At 49.5% G+C, this 20,076-nt stretch carries 20 protein-coding genes; 8 read left to right on the forward strand and 12 right to left on the reverse strand.

All coding sequences use genetic code 11. The features are described from left to right. Positions 1 to 11 precede the first annotated feature (11 nt). From LCM20_RS15620 to LCM20_RS15645, 6 genes are all read right to left on the reverse strand, one after another. Positions 12 to 782 carry an ABC transporter ATP-binding protein gene (locus LCM20_RS15620; RefSeq protein WP_225196415.1) on the reverse strand — a complete coding sequence of 257 codons (771 nt, stop codon included), beginning with the start codon at positions 780 to 782 and terminating at the stop codon, positions 12 to 14. Between the two features lie 7 nt (positions 783 to 789). Then, positions 790 to 1,599, reverse strand: coding sequence for an ABC transporter permease (locus LCM20_RS15625; protein WP_225196416.1), 810 nt, complete (start codon positions 1,597 to 1,599; stop codon positions 790 to 792). An 88-nt stretch (positions 1,600 to 1,687) separates the two neighbouring features. After that, complete coding sequence (locus tag LCM20_RS15630) at positions 1,688 to 2,389, reverse strand: hypothetical protein (protein WP_225196417.1); 702 nt, start codon at positions 2,387 to 2,389, stop codon at positions 1,688 to 1,690. Continuing rightward, entirely contained in the window at positions 2,386 to 3,132 is a 747-nt protein-coding gene (locus tag LCM20_RS15635) for a hypothetical protein (protein ID WP_225196418.1), read from the reverse strand. The genes LCM20_RS15630 and LCM20_RS15635 overlap by 4 nt, the downstream gene beginning before the upstream one ends. Next, a complete protein-coding gene (locus LCM20_RS15640) occupies positions 3,104 to 4,009 on the reverse strand; it encodes an ATP-binding cassette domain-containing protein (RefSeq protein WP_225196419.1) in 906 nt (301 codons plus the stop codon). Before LCM20_RS15640 ends, LCM20_RS15635 begins: the two co-directional genes overlap by 29 nt. Further along, positions 3,996 to 4,382: a GntR family transcriptional regulator gene (locus LCM20_RS15645; protein WP_225196420.1), complete on the reverse strand. Its 387-nt coding sequence runs from the start codon at positions 4,380 to 4,382 to the stop codon at positions 3,996 to 3,998. The genes LCM20_RS15640 and LCM20_RS15645 overlap by 14 nt, the downstream gene beginning before the upstream one ends. A gap of 183 nt (positions 4,383 to 4,565) precedes the next feature. Between LCM20_RS15645 and LCM20_RS15650 the strand changes: the two genes are divergently transcribed. The 3 genes from LCM20_RS15650 to LCM20_RS15660 are packed head-to-tail and all read left to right on the forward strand — an operon-like array spanning position 4,566 to position 6,837. Continuing rightward, complete coding sequence (locus tag LCM20_RS15650) at positions 4,566 to 5,399, forward strand: amino acid ABC transporter substrate-binding protein (protein WP_225196421.1); 834 nt, start codon at positions 4,566 to 4,568, stop codon at positions 5,397 to 5,399. Then, positions 5,383 to 6,081: an amino acid ABC transporter permease gene (locus LCM20_RS15655; RefSeq protein WP_225196500.1), complete on the forward strand. Its 699-nt coding sequence runs from the start codon at positions 5,383 to 5,385 to the stop codon at positions 6,079 to 6,081. The genes LCM20_RS15650 and LCM20_RS15655 overlap by 17 nt, the downstream gene beginning before the upstream one ends. 18 nt (positions 6,082 to 6,099) lie before the next feature. Further along, entirely contained in the window at positions 6,100 to 6,837 is a 738-nt protein-coding gene (locus tag LCM20_RS15660) for an amino acid ABC transporter ATP-binding protein (protein ID WP_225196422.1), read from the forward strand. Positions 6,838 to 7,212: 375 nt separating this feature from the next. Here LCM20_RS15660 and LCM20_RS15665 read toward each other — a convergent pair whose 3' ends face one another. Further along, the gene (locus tag LCM20_RS15665; protein WP_225196423.1) at positions 7,213 to 9,393 is read right to left on the reverse strand and encodes a Z1 domain-containing protein; all 2,181 of its coding nucleotides are present in this window, start codon (positions 9,391 to 9,393) and stop codon (positions 7,213 to 7,215) included. Between the two features lie 194 nt (positions 9,394 to 9,587). On the opposite strand from LCM20_RS15665, the gene LCM20_RS15670 reads away from it, so the two are divergent. The 5 genes from LCM20_RS15670 (at position 9,588) to LCM20_RS15690 (ending at position 13,143) form a co-directional block, all read left to right on the forward strand. Then, positions 9,588 to 10,304, forward strand: a complete 717-nt coding sequence (locus tag LCM20_RS15670) for an SDR family NAD(P)-dependent oxidoreductase (RefSeq protein WP_225196424.1) — start codon at positions 9,588 to 9,590, stop codon at positions 10,302 to 10,304. A gap of 1 nt (position 10,305) precedes the next feature. Then, positions 10,306 to 11,313: an S-adenosylmethionine:tRNA ribosyltransferase-isomerase gene (locus tag LCM20_RS15675; protein WP_225196425.1), complete on the forward strand. Its 1,008-nt coding sequence runs from the start codon at positions 10,306 to 10,308 to the stop codon at positions 11,311 to 11,313. Next, a complete protein-coding gene (locus LCM20_RS15680; RefSeq protein WP_225196426.1) occupies positions 11,310 to 11,624 on the forward strand; it encodes a VOC family protein in 315 nt (104 codons plus the stop codon). Before LCM20_RS15675 ends, LCM20_RS15680 begins: the two co-directional genes overlap by 4 nt. Positions 11,625 to 11,802: 178 nt before the next feature. Further along, a complete protein-coding gene (locus LCM20_RS15685; protein WP_225196427.1) occupies positions 11,803 to 12,726 on the forward strand; it encodes a M23 family metallopeptidase in 924 nt (307 codons plus the stop codon). Positions 12,727 to 12,747: 21 nt separating this feature from the next. Next, the gene (locus tag LCM20_RS15690; RefSeq protein WP_225196428.1) at positions 12,748 to 13,143 is read left to right on the forward strand and encodes a bactofilin family protein; all 396 of its coding nucleotides are present in this window, start codon (positions 12,748 to 12,750) and stop codon (positions 13,141 to 13,143) included. Between the two features lie 65 nt (positions 13,144 to 13,208). Here LCM20_RS15690 and pelG read toward each other — a convergent pair whose 3' ends face one another. The 5 genes from pelG to LCM20_RS15715 are packed head-to-tail and all read right to left on the reverse strand — an operon-like array spanning position 13,209 to position 20,063. Then, on the reverse strand, positions 13,209 to 14,681 hold the full coding sequence (gene pelG, locus LCM20_RS15695) for an exopolysaccharide Pel transporter PelG (protein WP_225196429.1): 1,473 nt from the start codon (positions 14,679 to 14,681) through the stop codon (positions 13,209 to 13,211). Then, positions 14,662 to 16,083, reverse strand: coding sequence for a GT4 family glycosyltransferase PelF (pelF, locus tag LCM20_RS15700; RefSeq protein ID WP_225196430.1), 1,422 nt, complete (start codon positions 16,081 to 16,083; stop codon positions 14,662 to 14,664). The genes pelG and pelF overlap by 20 nt, the downstream gene beginning before the upstream one ends. Then, positions 16,080 to 17,912 (reverse strand): DUF2194 domain-containing protein, encoded by a 1,833-nt coding sequence (locus tag LCM20_RS15705; RefSeq protein ID WP_225196431.1) that lies wholly within the window; start codon positions 17,910 to 17,912, stop codon positions 16,080 to 16,082. The genes pelF and LCM20_RS15705 overlap by 4 nt, the downstream gene beginning before the upstream one ends. Continuing rightward, complete coding sequence (locus tag LCM20_RS15710; protein WP_225196432.1) at positions 17,909 to 18,835, reverse strand: tetratricopeptide repeat protein; 927 nt, start codon at positions 18,833 to 18,835, stop codon at positions 17,909 to 17,911. The genes LCM20_RS15705 and LCM20_RS15710 overlap by 4 nt, the downstream gene beginning before the upstream one ends. Continuing rightward, the gene (locus LCM20_RS15715) at positions 18,828 to 20,063 is read right to left on the reverse strand and encodes a hypothetical protein (RefSeq protein ID WP_225196433.1); all 1,236 of its coding nucleotides are present in this window, start codon (positions 20,061 to 20,063) and stop codon (positions 18,828 to 18,830) included. The genes LCM20_RS15710 and LCM20_RS15715 overlap by 8 nt, the downstream gene beginning before the upstream one ends. Positions 20,064 to 20,076: the final 13 nt, after the last annotated feature.

A 20,076-nucleotide genomic window follows, 5' to 3' on the forward strand; every position in this document is an offset into this window, starting at 1 on the left:
CGTATATCCTCCTATGTTCGTGAGCCTTCAACTTCACGGTCTAAATGATTCCGAATCCGGACGAAATGTTCGGTCATCTTCGGATCTGCCCGGACCATCTCCATCGTCCGCGGCCTCGGCAGGTCGATCGAGATTTCTTCTGTGACCCGCCCCGGCTGTGAGCTCATCAGTAGAATCCGGTCGCTCAACAAGAGCGCTTCATCAATACTGTGGGTGATGAACAGCACCGTCTTCTTCGTCTCTTCCCAAATACTCAACAACTCTTCCTGGAGAATGAATTTGTTCTGTTCATCCAATGCGGCGAACGGTTCATCCATCAGCAGGATCTCCGGGTCGTTGGCGAATGCTCTCGCAATGCTCACCCGCTGCTTCATCCCGCCTGACAGCTCTTTCGGATAAAGATGAGCAAACTTATCGAGCCCTACTTTTTCTAAATAAAACGCGGTTCTCTCCTGGACGACTGCCTTCGGAACGTGACGCATCTTCAATCCGAACGCGACGTTCTCTTTTACCGTGAGCCAGGGGATGACGCCTCGCTCCTGAAAGACCATCGACTGCAGCGGCCGGTCCCTGCCACTCTCCTGAATCGAAAAAGAACCTGTGCTCGGCTTCTCGAGTCCTGCAAGAATTCGAAGCAGTGTCGTCTTCCCACATCCACTCGGCCCGAGCAGGCAGACGAACTCGCCGTCCTCAATTCCTACATCAATGCCGTCTAAAGCCGTTACACTCTGCCCTTTTTTATAAAACACCTTCGTCAGAGCATCCATCGATATTTTCATCATTGCCCTCCTATCTCCATGGCAGCAATTTCGATTGAAGACCTCTCAACAACAGCGAGAACAAGTAGCCGAAGAACGAAATGAGCACAAGCCCGACAAACATCTCCTGTAATAAGAATGCCTTGTAAGACGTCCAGATTAAGTATCCGATTCCGGAGTTCGCTCCCATCATTTCAGCAGCGACAATCGTCAAGAGGGCAATCGCCTGCCCCATCTGGATGCCTTCAAGCATGACCGGAAGTGCGCCAGGGAGGGCGATCTTGAAGAAGAAACTCTTTCTGTCTGCGCCGTAATTGGTCGCCACATCCAAATAGATGCGGTCGATGTTGATGACCCCTGCCACCGTATTGATGACAACCGGGAAAAAGACACTCCCCGCAATGGTGACGACCTTAGACACTTCGCCGACTCCGAACAAAATCAGGATGATCGGAAGTAACGCAAGCGTCGGAATCGGCATCAGCGCCATGATCAACGGGGATAAGAAATGACGAATAGGAGAATAGAGTCCCATAAACAATCCGATGATGATCGCCGGAATGACACCAAGCAGAAAACCTGCGAAAATACGAAACAGCGATATGCCGATATGTTGAAACAATTCACCACTCGCACTCATGGCAAAAAACGTGCCGATGATTTCAGTCGGTGGCGGGAAAAAACGGGCATCTACAAGTCCCGTGCGCGATAGAAATTCCCATAATACAAGAATCAATATGGGGGACGAAATGGTCAGCAGCTTCTTCCATCGTTCCATCCACTGCCGCTTCTTCCATTCTTCCTGTTCGACGGCAAGAGGATCATGTTCAAATTCTTTCATCTTTCACCACCTCTTACCGCCCATTTTATGTACGGCTCTCGTATTGTGTGAGAATAGAGAAATAAAAAAACCGAGGCATCCCCCGGTTTTAACGTTCAACGCGGATGGAAGAACCATCCGCTACTTCTATATCCAACCCTTCAGGGGCTTTGATGTAAACGCCATAGACACCTCGTTTGGCATCGGAATAATCCCATCCGGTTCCTTCTCCATCCATGAACCGCTGGATCATCATAGGAGGTTCGTATAAATTGAACCTTATATCCCGTGAACCTTCCCATTGCACCGTGAGTGTCTCTTCTATTAAAGAGAACCGAGGCACTTCTTCCGGCACGACTTCCATACCACGGACGACAATCGGGGAACGGAAAAAGATCGCTTCGATGGTTTCGTAGTCTTCAGATTGATCGACATAAACTCCTAATTCGTAGCCGATTTCCCCTTCTTTTTCCACGGTGAGCTGATCCATCGTCACCTTCCATTCTTCACTCTTAAAGACCCAGTCTTCAGGCAGTTCATGCAGATCACCTACCAACAGCATTTGTTCGTAACGCTCCCAGTCATAGGACGCTTCCGCTTTCTGAATATCCATGGAAGAAGCGTTTTGTTCAGGGGTGAAAACGAAGAAGACTGCCGCTGCGATAAGAAGACCGGTGTACCCGGCTAGAAGCCAGTATCCTGTCTTCCCTGTCGCGAACGAACGCTTGGTCTTCGTATTGACTCGGAAAATAATGAGACTCAGTAAGACGAGCAGGCAAACGATTATAATGATAGGTAAAAACATGATCATCGTCCCACCTCCAATCGCCTTGACACAAGGGCGGCGAGAGCAAAGAATAGAACGGATAGAACCAATGTTTTCAAGATGAACAGCCAAAAGACGGGCTCGAAGTAGATAAACTGGACGAGCACAGCCACCGGGTTTCCACCATCATTCACTCCAAGTATTATCAAACTCCCAATGAACACCGTCGGTAAGATGAAAAGAAACAACCGGTTCAACTGAATGATCATGCCGGCCAAGTATCCGATGGAGTTGAACAGCAAAATAGAGAACCCAGTATAGGCGGCAGCGTACCCCAAGGATGCCAGCATATCTTCTTTATTAAAGAGCATATGAACCTCACTTCCTTGAATGTAAGCCGCAACCTGGATTAAGAAGCTCGACAAGCAGGCTGTTAAACTGGCAATGATGCCCGCCGTCACGAGAAAAGAAATGGTCGATAGATTACTTGTTAACCTGTTTGTTACAAAAGCGAAATCGTCCTCACGGTACGCTTTCGTCGTCAACAACAATGCCGTCATGAAGCCCCAGAAGATTGTAAAGGCCATAATGATGTCGGCGGAATAGGTTCGGATATTGAAACTGAAGCCAAGCCCGCCTGTTCCATGACTCGAAGACCCTGACAGCGAGAAGAAGACACCGAGCAATTGAATGACAACAAGTGACGTAAACACACCGCCGTACGATTTCAACTTATACAAAAACTGCTTTCCTACGACTTCACTCGTTTTTACCTGAACGAAAGACATGTTCCAATTCCCCTCCTTTATCATTCGTTAAATAAACGCAGACATCTGACGGGCGGACGGCTGAGCGCTTGATGTTTCCCATCCGGTTCCAGTCATTCTGTTGATCATCATTCACCACGACGGCATATACATCGTCGAATCCCGTTTCTTTTTGATAGAGCACGTTGCGTCCTTCCAGCCACGGAAGCATGTCATCTTTCTTTCCAGATAACCCAACGGCATACCCACGCAAATCGTCCATACCAATATGAAGCTTCACTTTTCCCTGGTCGATCAAGAGGACGTCCTCGAACAATTCTTCCATATCGTCCATGTAATGGGTGGACATAAGAATCGTCCGCGGATACTCGATATAATCCTTCAGCAATGCACGGTAAAAGTCTTTACGCACGACCGCATCCATGCCGGTTGTCGGTTCATCAAAGATGGTAAGCGCACAACGCGAGGCGATTCCGACAATCATATTAAAGGCGCTTTCTTTTCCTTTGGATAAATTTTTGTGCAGGTCTTTTTTTCGAAAGCCGAAATGCTCGAACAACCCTAAAGCAAGATCGTGATTCCAATTCGGATAGAACCTGCGGCCTTCTTCAAGCAGTTCCACTAAGGTTAGCGTCGGCGGGAAATTCATTTGATCGTCAATATAGATGGTGTTGACGGAAACCGTCAGATTGTTAAACGGTCTTTGTGAAAAAACATCCACCCTTCCTGATGTTTCCTTCAGCATGCCTGCAAGCAGCTTCATGAACGTCGTCTTGCCCGCTCCATTACGCCCGATGACCCCTGTGATTTTATTCTCATCCATGGAGAGGTTGATGCCATCGAGTGCCTTCACTTTGCCATATTGCTTCGTTACATCCCTGCACTTAACGATTTTCATTGGTTCGTTCCCTCCACACCTTCTTCACTCTTTGCAGCAGTTCTTCTTCACTCATCCCAAGCCAAACCGCCTGCTTGACCAAAGACTCCATCAGCTGATCGATCGACTCGTCCTTCCGTTTCTCCAGAATGATCGTTTTCGCATCAGAAGCGACGAATTTCCCGAGACCTCTTCTGTCATACAAAATCCCTTCATCCGCAAGCATCTTCAATCCCTTAGCGGCGGTCGCCGGGTTGATGGTGTACATGTCAGCGAGCTTGTATTGAGAATAGACTTTGTCATCAACATCCAAATTCCCATGAAGGATTTCTTCCTCGATCCATTCGGCAATTTGTAAGTAGATCGGCTTCAACCCTTCTGTATCCAGAATCACGCGTATCCCTACTCTCTGCGTGGGTGCATTAGTTATGTAATGTAGTATAGCTCACAAGGAATTATTTTACAATAAAAAGATTCGAAGCAAAGACATTGACGCGGAGCAAAAGACGTTGTATGATTTCATTTGTATTATTCCTATCTATTTAGTCAGCATTAAATCTTAAGGAGGCATTTATTTATGAAAAAAAGCCTGGGAATCTTTTTATTTGGATTACTTATCGTTGTTCTTGCGGCTTGCGGAACAGCTGAAGACAATACGGAACAAGCAGGAGATGCGAACGGAGATAGCGGAAGCTCTTCTGAAGAACAAAGCCTGTACGATCAGATCATGGAAAAAGGTGTGCTTACGGTTGGAACAGAAGGGACATATGCTCCGTACACGTTCCACAATGACGCAGACGAACTGACCGGTTACGATGTAGAAGTGACGCGTGAAATCGCTGACCGCATGGGTGTTGAAGTAGAGTTCAAAGAAACGAAATGGGACTCCATGTTCGCTGGACTCAACACAGAACGCTTCGACATGATCGCAAACCAAGTCGGTATCCGTCCGGACCGTGAAGAAAAGTATGATTTCTCAACGCCATACACTTATACGACAGCCGTTCTTGTCGCTCCTAAAGGTGGAGACGTACAGACGTTTGAAGATTTAGAAGGCGCGAAATCAGCTCAATCCTTAACAAGTAACTACGGCGATATCGCACGTGAATACGGTGCTGAGATCGTAAGTGTTGAAGGGTTCAACCCTGCGATGCAGTTGCTTTCAAACGGCCGTGCTGACGCAACTGTCAACGACCGCTTGTCTGTTCTTGACTTCCTGAAACAACGTGAAGATGCTGCAGTAGAAATCGTTGACCGCCAAGAGGATGCTGCCGAAACAGCGATGATGTTCCGCCAGAACAACCCGGAACTGATTGAAGCCGTTAACGAAGCACTTGCTTCCATGCGCGAAGACGGTACACTCGCTGAAATCTCCGAGAAATGGTTTGGCGAAGATGTATCTACTCAATAGTCTCTTTTTAAATGCAGAAGATCTGCAAACCTTACAAGACTCCTTTCTTCCTTTGTTGAAAGGAGTTCTTTACTATACAATTCCTTTAACCCTGATTTCCTTCTTTGCCGGACTACTCTTGGCGGTGATTACGGCACTGTTCAGAATTTCAGGCGTTAAACTGTTAAGCGGAATCGCCCGGGTTTACGTCTCGATCATCCGCGGAACCCCCTTGCTCGTGCAATTATTCATCGTTTTCTACGGATTCGGTAATTTAGGTGTCGAGTTTTTGAAGTTCAGTCCATTCGTCGGAGCCTTGATTGCTCTTTCCTTGAACACAGGAGCGTATGCGTCTGAAATCATCAGGGCATCGATTCTATCAATTGATAAAGGACAATGGGAAGCCGCTGAATCGATCGGCATGTCGTACTTCCAATCGTTGAAACGCGTCATCCTGCCGCAGGCGACGCGCGTCTCGATTCCTCCTTTATCAAACTCGTTCATCGGCCTTGTGAAAGAAACCTCCCTCGCCTCTACGATTCTCGTAGCAGAGATGTTTCGAAAGGCACAGGAGATCGTAGCCACCACCTATCAGCCGCTCCTCATCTATATGGAGGCAGCCGCGATTTACTGGGTGATCTGCTTTATCCTGTCGCTCATCCAAGACCAAATTGAAGCTCATTTGAACCGTTACATTAAATAGAAAGGAGGGCTTTCCCCTATGCTTTCCATGAAAAACATCTCGAAAACCTTCGGCTCGCTCGAAGTCTTGAAGGATATCAGCATTAACGTGGACCAAGGAAAGGTCGTAGTCGTCATCGGTCCATCCGGCTCCGGTAAAACGACGCTCCTCCGCTGCCTGAACGTGCTCGAGCAGCCGGACAGTGGCGCAGTGACCATCGACAATCAGACGATCGATTTTTCACAAAAAGTAACGAAGCCCGCCATCCGCGAATTGCGGAAGCAGACCGGAATGGTTTTCCAAAACTATAACCTCTTCCCACACTTGACCGTCATTGAGAACATTATGGAAGGGCCTGTCACGGTGCAGAAACAGGAGAAATCCACGGCACGAGAGACCGCCGTGCGCCTCTTGGAAAAAGTCGGCCTCGGCGATAAGGCTGATGTCTATCCGTATCAGCTTTCCGGAGGTCAGCAGCAGCGTGTCGGCATCGCGAGAGCCATGGCCATCGACCCTAAAGTGATGCTGTTCGACGAACCGACCTCCGCCCTCGACCCAGAGCTGATCGGTGAAGTACTGCAAGTCATGAAAGACCTCGCGAAGGAAGGCATGACGATGGTCGTCGTCACCCACGAAATGAAATTCGCCAAAGAAGTGGCGGATGAAGTCGTCTTTATGGACGGTGGCTACATCGTCGAACGCGGCGCTCCAGAAGAAGTCTTCGAACGCCCGACGCAGGAACGAACGAAAAAATTCCTGAACCTTCTGCAGCACTAGCGTAAGGTTCTGTAACGTGTTTAGTGTTCCGTCTGATTCACTTAAGAGATCTACCATATGCAAAAAGCGCCTGCCATCAACGTATGATGGCAGGCGCTTTTTTGTTCAGAAAGTATTATAGATCCTCTCAGCATACTAAAAATACGCTAACTGGATGTATATCGGAATCCAGAATCTCCTAACGCGTTTATCCAACCAAGTGTTGAAAGGTTCTGTCCACACTGTTCGGTAGAGTGGGGTGGGAAATGGCGAGACTCCAGCGGGATACACGGACCACGGCGAGATCCACTCAGGCAATGCCTGAGTTAGCTCTGTGTCCGCCGCAGGAAAGCGAGCTATTTCCCACCCCGCGGCACACTCCTATCCATACAGAACCTATCCCTTCACCGTCTTCTTGGCAAAAACCGTAGGAGTCGTATGGCGCTGAGCGACGAGGACCGGCCAGTAGAACGGCGTACCGCGCCAGCCGTGTTCCTTCTTCCCTTCCTGCCGCAGCAGAATCAGCGCAGGATGATGCTCAGCTACACGACGTGCGATGCTGAGCTCTCCTTTTCCGCTTCCCGGTGTATCCGGGGAGTTCTCGTACTGTCCGGCACCGTTGAAGCGCTGGATCTTCCGTCTCCCGCGAATGACCAGCCACACGTAAGCCCCTTTCTCATTTTCCGTCGTCAAATAATCCAGCACACTCTCATATTCGTCGAGGTGAAAATCACGTCCTTCGTCCATCTCAAGCGTGGAATGAATCAAGCCGACCAACGAGCGTACATCCTCTGCGGGTACAAGATAGGCCCCTTCCTTTTCATCCACCGCTCCATCAACGAGAGACTTCAACTTCTCATCCATCTGGCGGACCGTTTTCTGGATGTACGTTTTATAGCCCGTCTGGAATCCGACGGGAAGCATCCGTTTGTGAGGCTGGATCATCGTCAGACTCGACAGCATGATTTTGTTCGGGCTGCACGGAAGGATTTGATTGTTCTCTTCCTTCTGGATGAAGACGACACCCTGTTTGTGCCCACCTCGTTCAAACGCACGCCTAAGCTCCGTGTCGAACTCGTGGATCTGCTTCATCACGTCATAGATCCGTCCGCTCGTATAAAAGCGTGTCACCGCCATGTCCTCAAGCGGTCTCGCTCCATACATGCGCGAGTGCTGAAGGACGGTATCCTGCTGGAATGACCTCGGATTCCGTCCATAGAAAAAGCCGATCATATTCCGGATGGTGACGCCACGGTCAAGCAGCTGACCGCCGATGAAAATGTTCATCGGGGCACGGAGTTTGAGTTCGCCACGGTGATCGAGCAACTCGTGGACATCTTTTTCCGAATTGACGACCGTACTGATGACGTACTCCTCCTGCAAGGACTCGACGACTTCCTTCCACACATCGTCAAAGCGGGGCTGCGGGAGAGAATCGAAGGCAGCGACCGACTGGATCAACTGATCATAGGACCCTTTGGTCAATGTGCGCAGAAGATCCGATTCAAGGTGAGCCTCAGCAATCAGCTGATCCTCCATATTCCGGATCAGCTCCTTCTGCCAGGCATGCGCCTCTTTGCCGCGCTCTGTATGAATGACCATCGCATACTTCTCTAGTGGTTTGTCCATCTGATTCTGCTGCCAGCGTCTGATGGCACTTCCGACGATAAAATTCACGACGGCGCTTCTGATGTTCGTGATCGACTTCTGCGTGAGCAGCTGATCCATTTTGATCTTCCGCCGATCAATTCTTTTCATCGCTTCCAGTTCCTTCTCCGACACTTCATGGTACAAGTAGGAAGCGAAGTGCCCTTTAATCTGTGCCTTCTCAAAATAGAGGTCGCCCCCGACATAACGGTCGTGCACTGGGACAAGCTCTGTGAAAGCCGGTCTCACGGGTTGATAGACTTTATTCTCGTGAATCGTCCGATCATCCGGCTGGAGATACAGCGAGTACGGCGTGGCGGTCACCTGAAGAAAAGCAGACGACGTCAGACGCTCCCGCAGTTCATTGATCTTCGTCGCCAGCACACGCATGTGGGTCACGTTCTGATCCTTTTTGTGCTCATACGCGACACTCGCATAATCCGCCTCGTCATCGATGAACAGCACCTTGCGCTTCGCAAGATCAGGATACGTCTCGAAGAACGTCTCCTTAATCCGGTCGAGGTTCTTCGTCTCCTTTTTCACAATAAACGCAAGCTTCTGCGACAGTTCATACTTACGAAGCTGTTCCGGCATCGCCATAATGTCGTACACTCTGAGGTCATCGCTTTCGATCCGCTCAGCAAACTCCTCGGTCAGCCGCGAGAATGTCTGGCGGACGAGCGCATTCGTTCCCTTCGTCAAAAGAATGACCGCGTCAAAGCCATGATCATAAGCAAGCCCCATAATGCCGATGAACGTCCGCGTCTTCCCGGACTGGATCTTCCCGAGCAGCATACCGGGATGATCGATATTCGTATGTCGATCGAGAAGCTGCCGAGTCGTATTCACCATACACGCCCGGCTCTCCTCGTCATATTGATTTTTTCGTTGCAAGGACTGAAAGAATCGTCCTGTTGTCTTGATGTTCATAACATTCACCTACTCTTTACTATGCAGACCACAGTTTATCATATTTCGCCACCCACCACGTATCTCTACGACCTTAGACCGACTCCCCTCCCCTCTCAATGGATGACCCGCACTTCCTCCCATCCCCCGATTCCACCAGACCCTTTTCTTTATAAAATAAAATCAACACATGTTACAGGAAAGGATTTGATGATATGAACAAAAAAACAGCCGTCATTACAGGAGCGTCCCAAGGACTCGGAAAGGCGCTTGCCCTCGCTTTCGCCAAAGAAGGGTACGCACTCGGCATTTGTGCCCGTGGGGAAGAAAGACTCAAGGACGCCCGACGTGAAGTAGAGCAGCTCGGGGCAGAAGTCGCCGCCGTCCAGGCTGACGTGACCGACTCGAAAGACGTGGAGCGCTTCATCTCGATTGTCGAAGACCGCTTCGGTCGGATTGATGTGCTCATCAACAACGCCTCCACATTCGGCCCAGGACCGACACTGCTCGCCGACTATCCAGCAGAGGAATTTCGTGACGTCATCGAAACGAACATCATGAACCCGTTCCTCGTCACGAAGCGGGTCCTGCCCGGCATGCTCACACGCGGGGACGGTTCGATCATCAACGTATCGTCTGAGGTCGGGAAATACGGTGTGGCTGAATGGGGCGCATACAGCGTATCGAAATTCGGGGTCGAAGGCTTATCTGCGATTTGGGCTGATGAACTCGAAGGCACAGGCGTCCGCATCAACACGGTCGACCCTGGGGAAATGGATACCGTCATGCACGACATCGCCCTGCCGGACTGTGATTATGAGCTGGCTCAGCCTGAAGATGTCACAGGCGTCTTCCTCCACCTGGCAGCAAGTGATGACAACGGCGAACGTTATGAAGCGCAGACTTTTGATGTGAAAGGAGCGTCGGTTTAACATGCATGCTTTCACGGTACCAGACGAATTGAACGCTCAAACCCCTGCTGAACAGGTCCACGATCGACGGGATCAAGTCCGGCTTATGGCCATTGATCAGCACCATTCCATTACGCACAGCCGTTTTCAAGAATTAGATGAGTTTCTAAGTCCCGGAGATCTGCTCGTTTTGAATAACAGCCGGACGATTCCTCCCGTTCTGCAGGCATCGCAAGGAAACCAATCCATTGAGATTCGACTATCGAGGAAAAGGTCGGACGATCAATGGGAAGCACTGGTTGCCTGTGACTTCTTTTCCCTTGATACACCGCTCACGTTCAATGATGGCGTGGAAGCGGTCGCGATTGGACACGGAAGTGAACACCCGCTGATCGTACTGGAATTCTCGATCGGTGGCAGCGCCCTGCTCGACTTTATCTACTCTCACGGAGAGCCAGTCCGCTATGAATACATTGAGGAGCCGTTCCCACTTGAAACGTACCAAACCGTTTATGGTTCCGTACCCGGCTCGGTCGAAATGGCCTCAGCCGGTAGAGCTTTCTCCTGGCAGCTGCTTCAAAAACTGAAACAGCAAGGCGTAAAAACAGCCTTCATTCAACTGCACGCCGGGCTCAGCTATTATGAGAAGGACCGCTGGCCATCGCCCGAGCAGCATCCGGAAGCCTTCGCTGTACCAGAAGAGACAGCTAGGCTCATCGAGGAAACCCGCCGAGCGGGCAACCGTGTCATTGCCGTCGGGACGACCGTCGTTCGTGCACTTGAATCGGCTGTGAACCCGCATGGTGAGGTGGAGTCAGCTGAAGGGACGACGAATCTATATGTGGATGAGGGTTACACGATCTCCGCAGTAGACGGACTCTTAACCGGCTTTCATGAGCCGGAAGCCAGCCACCTGCATATGCTCACCGCTTTTTTACCGAAAAAGAAGTTGATGAATGCTTATCGCGAGGCGCTTCTGCAGGGATATTTGTGGCATGAGTTCGGGGATATGAATTTGATCTTGAAATGAAGCTGCATCATATCAGTGTTCCGGTCGATAGCTTGGCGGCATCCGTTGATGTGTATGAACACCTCGGGTTCCGGGTGGTGGAATGGCTTGAGCTCGGGGAGGAGTCGATCGCGTTTGTCAGGCAGGGTGAGTGGCTGATCGAGTTGATTGAATCGCCGGATCCTGAGGGGCATATCTGCTTTGAAGTTACGGATGCGTCTCATTGTCCACCGGGTGGTTCGTACGTCGAAGGTCCGTTGTATGCACTGGGATGGCGCAGTTATTTTTACAGGATGAAGGATGGGAGTTTAGTAGAGTATATCGAAACGTGATGATGAAGTCCCCCTGGATCAGGGAGGGCTTTTTCAGCATAGGTTGATTTTTCATCTGATGGAAAATAATTAATATTACCTAGTCTTTTTTAACTAATTCTATGCATTTCAAAAGGACATTGTAGATTTTTGTCGAAAGGTGAGTGTTGGAGATTATCAAGCATTTATGGAGGACATTATGTTTAAGCGGTTACTTGCACACTTACTAGATACATGGACATTTGTCATTATGTCTGACGCACGCTCTCGTATCTTTCAAATCAAGATTCCGAAAGCGCTCGGCTACTTCCTGCCTATGCTCATTCTCGGGCTCGGGACGGGATTGTATGTCACTTATCAGGAAGCGAATTCACTCGGGCTGCGGACGAGTCAGCTTAAGGAAGAGATTGCCGATAAAAAAGAAGAGCTCACTACCCTGCAGGATCATTATCAGGAGATTGCATCCCGCACAGAGGAAACGGAAGAAAAGATCCGGCAGCTGGCTTCCATTCAAGGCGCGATGAATCAGCTGGCGGAAGCGGCAAAGTCGAATGAGACGTTGGCGATCGGTGGCTCTGCGGAATTTACGAACTTCACTCCTGAAGATGGCATAGCGAACGATGAAGTGTCGGAGCTCTCGACCATTCAGGAAAACATTCCAACCCTCGTTCAAAACTACGAACAAACCATTTCAGACCTCCAGGCGGTCCAGGAGGAGCTGGCCTCGATTCCGTCCATCTGGCCGACCGAAGCGAGACGGATCACATCGGTGTTCGGCAATCGGATCCATCCTGTCACAGGAAGAACAAGCTCCCATGACGGGCTTGATATCGCAGGACCTTATGCCAGTGAAATCTACGCGGCGGCAGATGGACGGGTCACCTTCGCTGATTACAACGGCACGTACGGCAATATGGTCCGCATCAACCACCCGGGAGAGTACCAGACAAGCTACGGACACATGACAAGGCTTCATGTGGAGAGCGGCGACGTCGTCGAGAAGGGCGATTTGATTGGCGAAATGGGCACGACGGGACGAAGTACGGGCGTCCACCTGCATTATGAAGTCCACAAAAACGGCAGAGCCGTGGATCCGGTACCTTATGTATTTATCGATCAATAATCTATGAAAAGGGGCATCCAGATGTTTAACAAGAAACCACAAGTCGATTCCGTTGATACGATCATCGGAGCGGACACCACCTTAGAAGGAAAAATCCATTCCAAAACGAGCCTGCGCGTCGAAGGCAAAATCCATGGCGACGTTCACGTGGATGGCGATGTGACCGTCGGAAAGGAAGGCTCCCTCGATCATACCGTCTCTGCCCGCAACATTACGATTGCCGGTAGCATCGAAGGAACACTCGAAGCGTCCGAAAAACTCCACATCCTTTCCTCTGGTCATTTCAAAGGCAAAGCGACTATGGGCTCGATTGAAATCGAAGAAGGCGCCACATTCGAAGGAGAAAGCGGCATGACCGCTCCACTGAAAGAAAAGACAAAGGCAAAACCTGAAGCTGTAAAAGAACAGCCACAGTAAAAAGAAGACACAGAAAAGGAGCGTTCCTTCTCTGTGTCTTCTTTTATTGTGGCCACCTGTCCAAGTCAGCTTGCAGACTTGCGGTCCAAGAGACGTCCCGTTCGTGTAAAGAACGTCCGTGGCCGCCCTACCTTCTTTTCCTGAGGCTGACAGAACGCGTAATAATCCACTTTTTCGATATACGTAACGAGACGGATCACCGAAAACAGGAACGCACAAGTTGAACCGATGGAGAAGCTCAGTCCGTATCCGTCATACCCAAGGGGTAGAAAAGCGATGGACAGCAAAAGGTTCAAACTGAAAAAGCAGATGGACGTGTACATCGCGCCTCGTCGATCATCGAAGTAAAGAAGAACAAGCGTAATGACGAGTACCATCGCATTGGAGAAGGCGCCAATGGTCGTAAAGCGGAAAATGGATATCAGTCTCGGATCCAGAAGAACCAGCGCATTGATATACCCGATCGACAGGATAACCAACAGGCTGAACACACCTTGGTTACGAATCAATCGCTCCATTTCCTGCTTCAGCACCCGCTGCATCTTCGTTTTCGATTCGCGGATCTGTTTTAATGTACCTCCGTAGTTGATGTTCCCGTAGAACACCCGGTACCTTTCGTAAAAACGGGTTTCAACGGATACAACGAAAATAATCATCGACGGGATAATCGTCAAATATGACCAGAAGATCGCCGTGTCGTAAATCCGGTGATACACAAACGTGTCCAACAGTACCGACCGTCCTTCTCCGAACCAGATCACCCAGTTGCATACCCAGATGCCCGTGTTGTAAAGAAAGCCTGTCCAGAACAAGGACGGGAAACGGTCGAAATAGCTGAGGTACTGGAATTGATGATTCATCCCTCTTTCCCCGAAGGTAATGAACATCGACAACAACAGGCCGAACAGCGTGATGACCATCCCGCTCGTAAAGCCGAGCAGGAGCATGAAGCTGCTAGAGTGAGGTGGTGCGATGAATTGACTGGCATGCTGTCCGACCCAGACGACAAACCCGATCGCCACGACGGCACCGATCAGAAAGCTGTACGCTACTGCCTGATAGTTTTTCGCAGCACTCAGGAAGAGGAACATCACCCAAATCAGGTTAATCGTGATGAACAGCGCCAAAATGAGCATCTCATAAAGAAACGGCAATTCAGAAATGAGGACGAAGACGCCCCACAACAAAGCGGTCAGGACAAGCGTCACTTTCGTCATTCCGATAAAAGTCCCGAACACTTCTGAAGATCTTTTTTGGTAAAATAGATCGGCGACATAACGGGTGACGACGAGCTGCTGGATGCCGAAGATGACTTGAGAAAAAATGAAGCAGTAGGAAACCGATAAGTTGAACAGCTCCCGCTCCTCCTGACTGAGGTCGGCAAAATGAGAGGTGATCCACTGGATCAAGGCAATCGTCGTGATGACGACAAGCCATGGACCGGCGGTGACGAGACCCGCAAAGGCATAGGCCTTGAACCGGGAAGAAAAATAATCCTCCTGAAAGAGCTTCTGCAACCTAAACCCTATGCCCGCCATATGCCTCTCTCCTCTCTAGATACAGTTCCCTGTACTCCTCTATAAATTGATGCACCTGATAGAACTGCTCTGCACGACGCTGACCGTTTCTCCCGAACTTGACGGCTTCATGCGGATGATCATAAAACCATTCACAGTACTGAGCGACTTGTTCAGGGTTAACGGGTGGTACGACAAACCCAGCCGGCCCGTAAGGATCATCTTCTCGTCCGTAAATCAGCTCTGCACAAGACCCTACATCGGTCGTAATCCAAGGGAGTCCTGCGGCCATTCCTTCCAATACCGCAAGCGGCTGTCCTTCGGAAATACTCGTTAACAGACAGAGGTCGAACTTCGGTAAGTATTCGATGATGTTCACTTTACCTGTTAAGAAAACAGCGGAGGACAAGCCGAGCTGTTCAATCATCTCCGTACATTCTGCCGCGTATTCTTCATCTTCATCCAGAGGTCCCATAATGTACATCTCAAATGGGACCCCTTTGTCCAGCAGCAGTTTGGCCGACTGGATCATCGTCTTGATGTCCTTGATCGGAACGACTCGGACAATGGCTCCGATGACTAGATGACTGCGCTGGCTTCTGTCTTTTTCAACTAATGACAGACGATCGTACTGAATGCCGTTCGGGATGATGCGGAGTTTCTCTTGATCCGCTCCGATATCGGCTTGTAGTTCGCTGTTTCGCTCAAACAGCGTGATCACATCATCCGCTTCCGCATAAGCCTGCCTCGACAGATGATGGAAAAATTGGATCCAGCGATTCTTGTAGTAATCCGCAATCCAGCCCGCCTGGAGGATCTCTTCTTCTCGTTCGCGCGAATAAATGCCGTGCTCGGTCAACAGGAACGGCACCTTCTGCTCGCGCTTGATGAACGAAGAAATCAAACCCGCATACCCTGTAGAGGCTGAATGAATGAGATCCACTTCCGGGAAATCAAATTGCAGAAGCTCGATGACAGGCTTGAACATCCCCTGCCACATATAAAAATATTCAATGAATGACCCGGATTGCTGTTCTTCCTCGTAGCTTTGCTGGACAAGCTCCCAGAACAGGGTACTGGAAAAGAAAACATCCGTACTGCCGAGCTTCTGCCCCAGGACGTGAAGCGCTTCTGTGTCCGCTTTCTTGAACATCATCCAATCCGTAACCGCTTGCTGATCATTGGCTGTTAATGCCTCTTTTCGGCTGTGGGGTCTTTGTTTCATCGTAAGCGGAAGGGTCGTCACGCCCGTCACATTCGGTGGAAGCTCGTACCGGTACTCTTTGTCCGTCACTTCCTCAGGCGTGATGGCGATGATCTCAAACTGATGCTCCGGCATCTTCTGAATGATCATCTGTACCCAGCTTGCTACGCCTCCACTTACATAAGGGTAGCTCCCTTCTACGACCATGCCAATTTTCATGATTCTTCACCCTTTACTTCAATCGTTGCTTCCGGTTCCGTCAAGGTGAGCAAGTATAAGCGATCACCGTAGGACTCCACCTTCCCGAACGAAAATTCTCCTGTATCGATCGATTTTCCTTCCTCGACACGAATGAATAGATGGGAGGGCTCTACAATGCCTTCCCCTTTGATGACGATGTCCCCTTCTCGGTAAAATACATCAAGCTCTGATTGCTGGTACTGCACCATCTTTTTCGTGGCATTCGATTGGGTCATCGCTTCTAAATAGGGGTAGTTGCTTTGAATATGCTCACCGATTTCCCCGAGCTTGTCCCTCATACCTGTCCAGTTTTTACCGAGTGAGCGATAGCTGTCGAGCACATCATCAGGGTGTATAAAGTGAGCGAACACGCCCATGTTGGCGATCGCATCGGTCTGGAGGAAAGGATCATCCATTTCATCGATGTAACCGCTCGTAATCCGTGGGAAGTGATACAAGTCAGGGTACACTTCATCAAACTCATATTCCTGTACAAAACTGCCCGTCTCCCCACCAATGTATAACCCGGCAATCGTGCCCATTTCTGGCAGAGCCTCATGCAAAGCGTTAATTCCAGTTCGGTTCAATACGTTAGACGGTGGAACGTAGGTCTTTAATTCCTCTTCAGGAAAATAATAAGAGAAAGATTTTTGAACATCTTTCAACGCTTTCACCATTTGCTCCTGATCCTCCCATGGACGATACCCAAGACCCGGATCAATCGGTTCATCCGCTGTTACAAGCGACTGGTGATTATAGCCGTGGAGCCCGATTTCCCCACCATTTTTCAATAATTTACGCCCGAAATACAACATCGGAAAACGCGAGACATCAAGGAGTGGTTCTCCTTCCAGTTCTGTGTCATCACGGTAAGTACCGATCATATATCCGGTATAAGTGAAGTCATATTTCTCACCTAACTCCCTCATATCTTCCCACCACACATGGCTGTAAAAGTCTTTGACCGACATCCCGTATTCCGCCTCGAACTCAGCAGATGTATTAAACGGTACAGGAGCCGGGAAGTCGTCGATATGCATGACTTTAATGGCAGCTTGAGCACTCACGAATGTTGGCGGCAGGAGCGACATCGACTGCAGCAGCAGACCGCGGGAGTTCTTGTCCGCCACCGTTGTCGTATTCCAGAACAGCACCTTTCCTTCTCCGAAGCGATGCGTCCACATCAACGGTTCACCCTCTGTCCTCAAGTACACTTCCGCGTTCTCAGAAAGGGTTACATCCGCAATACTGTGTGAGAAAAGCGTTGAAGAAGAAGGGAGATCGATGTATCCCGGAAATAGTTCTTGTTCAAAGGTGATTCCAAAAATGTCATCCTTGAAATCTTCTACGTCGGTAAGTCCGATCAAGTCGTTCCATTCAGGGTTGATAAAACGTCCGGCGATGAACAACCGCCCTCCCTGTTCGACAAATCGGCTCACCGCCTCTTTCGGCCATTCTCTTGAGTGCTCCCCTGCCAGAACAAGCACCGAGTAAGGTGACGGTTCCAGGCTTTCGATTTCTTCGACGGTAATAGCCTGGTGTGGGACCTTGGCGTAATCGAGCGAATACGTCAGGTTCTCAATAGCACCTTCTGACAGCGCACTATCGTTTTGGTGGATGTAAATCATCAGCTCTTCCCCTTCAGCCGTGGTCTTTTCGGCTGTCATCGTCTCCACTTCCAAATTGGGGGAAGCTTGAGCTGACAGCCAGCGATGGAACTGCTCCACACGGACCAACTGAAGGAGAGCCACCATCCCGATTAAAAGAATGAATAGAAATAAGCTGAGTTGAATGGTTTGTTTCTTCATTGAACAGCCCCCCACATTTGATCGATGGTGAACTTCTGGTTAGCCGGAACCTTATCCTCCGGTACACGCTCGCGCATATCCGAAAGAATCGAGCGGATCCGCTGCCAGTCTTTTTGGTCATAATGATAACGGACCAAACTGAGATAGCCTTCTGAATCCGTCGGAAACAGCTCAATCAAGGATTCGAGCGTCTGAATCCCCTTCTCTGTCTGGCCGTTAGCCAGGTATGCTTCTCCGAGCATCTGATACAGCCACTTCTCCCGTATGCCGAAAGCGATGGCGTTTTCCATCCGCTGGACATAGTCCTCCATCAATCTCTTCCCTGCGGCCTGTTGCAACAGCCCGCTCTTTAAATACTGGTCATATACCTGCAGGAGCGGCAGCAGTGCTTCCGGACTTCCCGCGTCATATTCCCGTCTTTTCAGTTGAAGCTCTTTTTCAAAGGTATCGATGAGAAAATTCATCGTGGTCGCCGCGTAGTGAACGGTCTCAGAATCTGAATTGGCGAGTCCGAGTGAAAGATATTTCCCTTTGTCGACGATATTGGAATTGATCAGGCGAATAATCAGATCCTTGCGATTCGACGTTGCCTGTTCAGAGAAAGCTTCACTGAACGGAAGAAGTTCATCGCTGACCCGGACTTCCTCACGAAGCTGTTCGAGCATCATCGGTTTGTAGGTGACGTACTCGTCATAGTCAGTCAGCATATCGTTCGTGCCCCACCTTTTCGAAACAAGCCAAACGATAAGACCGAACAGCTCTCCGATCAACGGGAGAAACAGCGATACGACAACAATCCATTCCCAGGCGGACTGCTCCACTTCTTTCAACCTTTTCTTTACGACTGCGAAAACGATGAGTACGACAATCGCATGAATCAAATAAAACAGCCCGACCGAAAGCGGATGAAGCCATTCATTCAACATAGTGAACACCTTTTTCATTCAGATACTTCTGGATCCGGTTCTCCACGACAGACGCCTTCGACTCTTCTGTACCAGGAAGAAGGAAGAGGATTTGCTGGTTCTCTTCATCAAATCCAATCCTATCAATCTCACGGAGATAGGCTCGAAGAATGACCTCTACTTCAAGCAGCGACATGTTTCCACTTCCATCGAACCCAAGTTGAATGATGCTGTAAGGTACGCCATACGTCTGGCTTCGCTTCTTCTGGATTTCCACTTTATCGTAAAAGGCTTCTTTATAATAAATGCGTGTTCCTGGGTACATCAGACTCTCTTCTTCCTTCAACGCCACCTTATGAGCTTTTTCAAGCCGGTCGGACAGCCAGTCCAGAAGGATCGATAGAATTTGAATTTCATAACTCGTCAGCCGCGCGAAATCCATGTGGTCAATGAGCAGCACTTCCTTCACGACGCCTTTTGTCACGACGGGGCCGGCAAGCAGTGGGGCCCCCTCTTCATCCTGAACGGTCCTCAATGTAATCGTCTGATTCGTGAAAAGTCGTTGATACATTAAAGAATCCGAGTTGATGAAAATCGTTTGTGGGAATGTTTCTGTGCTTCCTTTCCGCACATAAAGCCTCATCGCATGTTGGGAAGAGTCCACGTGATAAAGAGCCACTTCCTTCGCCTGGAACAAGTCTGAAATGATGCGGATCGCTTCGTTCCGGATCAAGTCCGCGTTCGGCTGATCGAGCGATTTCCCCACTTCGTAGATCCGTTTCAAGGAATACTCGCTTTCAAGCATCCGCTCCTGCATCGATTTCTGGGATTCCTCCATCATCTCCACTACTTCACGCATCTCTTTGTTTTCGTCCGATACTTCGTCATACGAATAGTGAAGCGACTCATACCGTTCCTTCGCACCCGTCCCATACATCCCGCCAATAATCGTTAATACGAGCAGGAATAGAAGTTCGATGTAATTCCCTTCGTCATAGAATAATAGAAAGACATCCCCTCCATTGAACGATTCATCAGCTACATAATAGAGCGTCGTGATGAAGAAGGTCAGCAATCCAATGTTCAGCCCGTAACGAAGAGAAAATAGAAGGATAATAAAAATAAACGGGTTGAACAGCCACTCTGTAGCGTTCAGGGCGAACCATTGGTCGATCAAGCCGACGACAGAAACAATGATGATGAGCTCTACTATCTTTCGAATTGTACTGGTTTGTCTATAGATCATGTGCATCACCTCT

Source organism: Halobacillus litoralis, assembly GCF_020171725.1.
Classification (GTDB): Bacteria; Bacillota; Bacilli; order Bacillales; family Halobacillaceae; genus Halobacillus; species Halobacillus litoralis_F.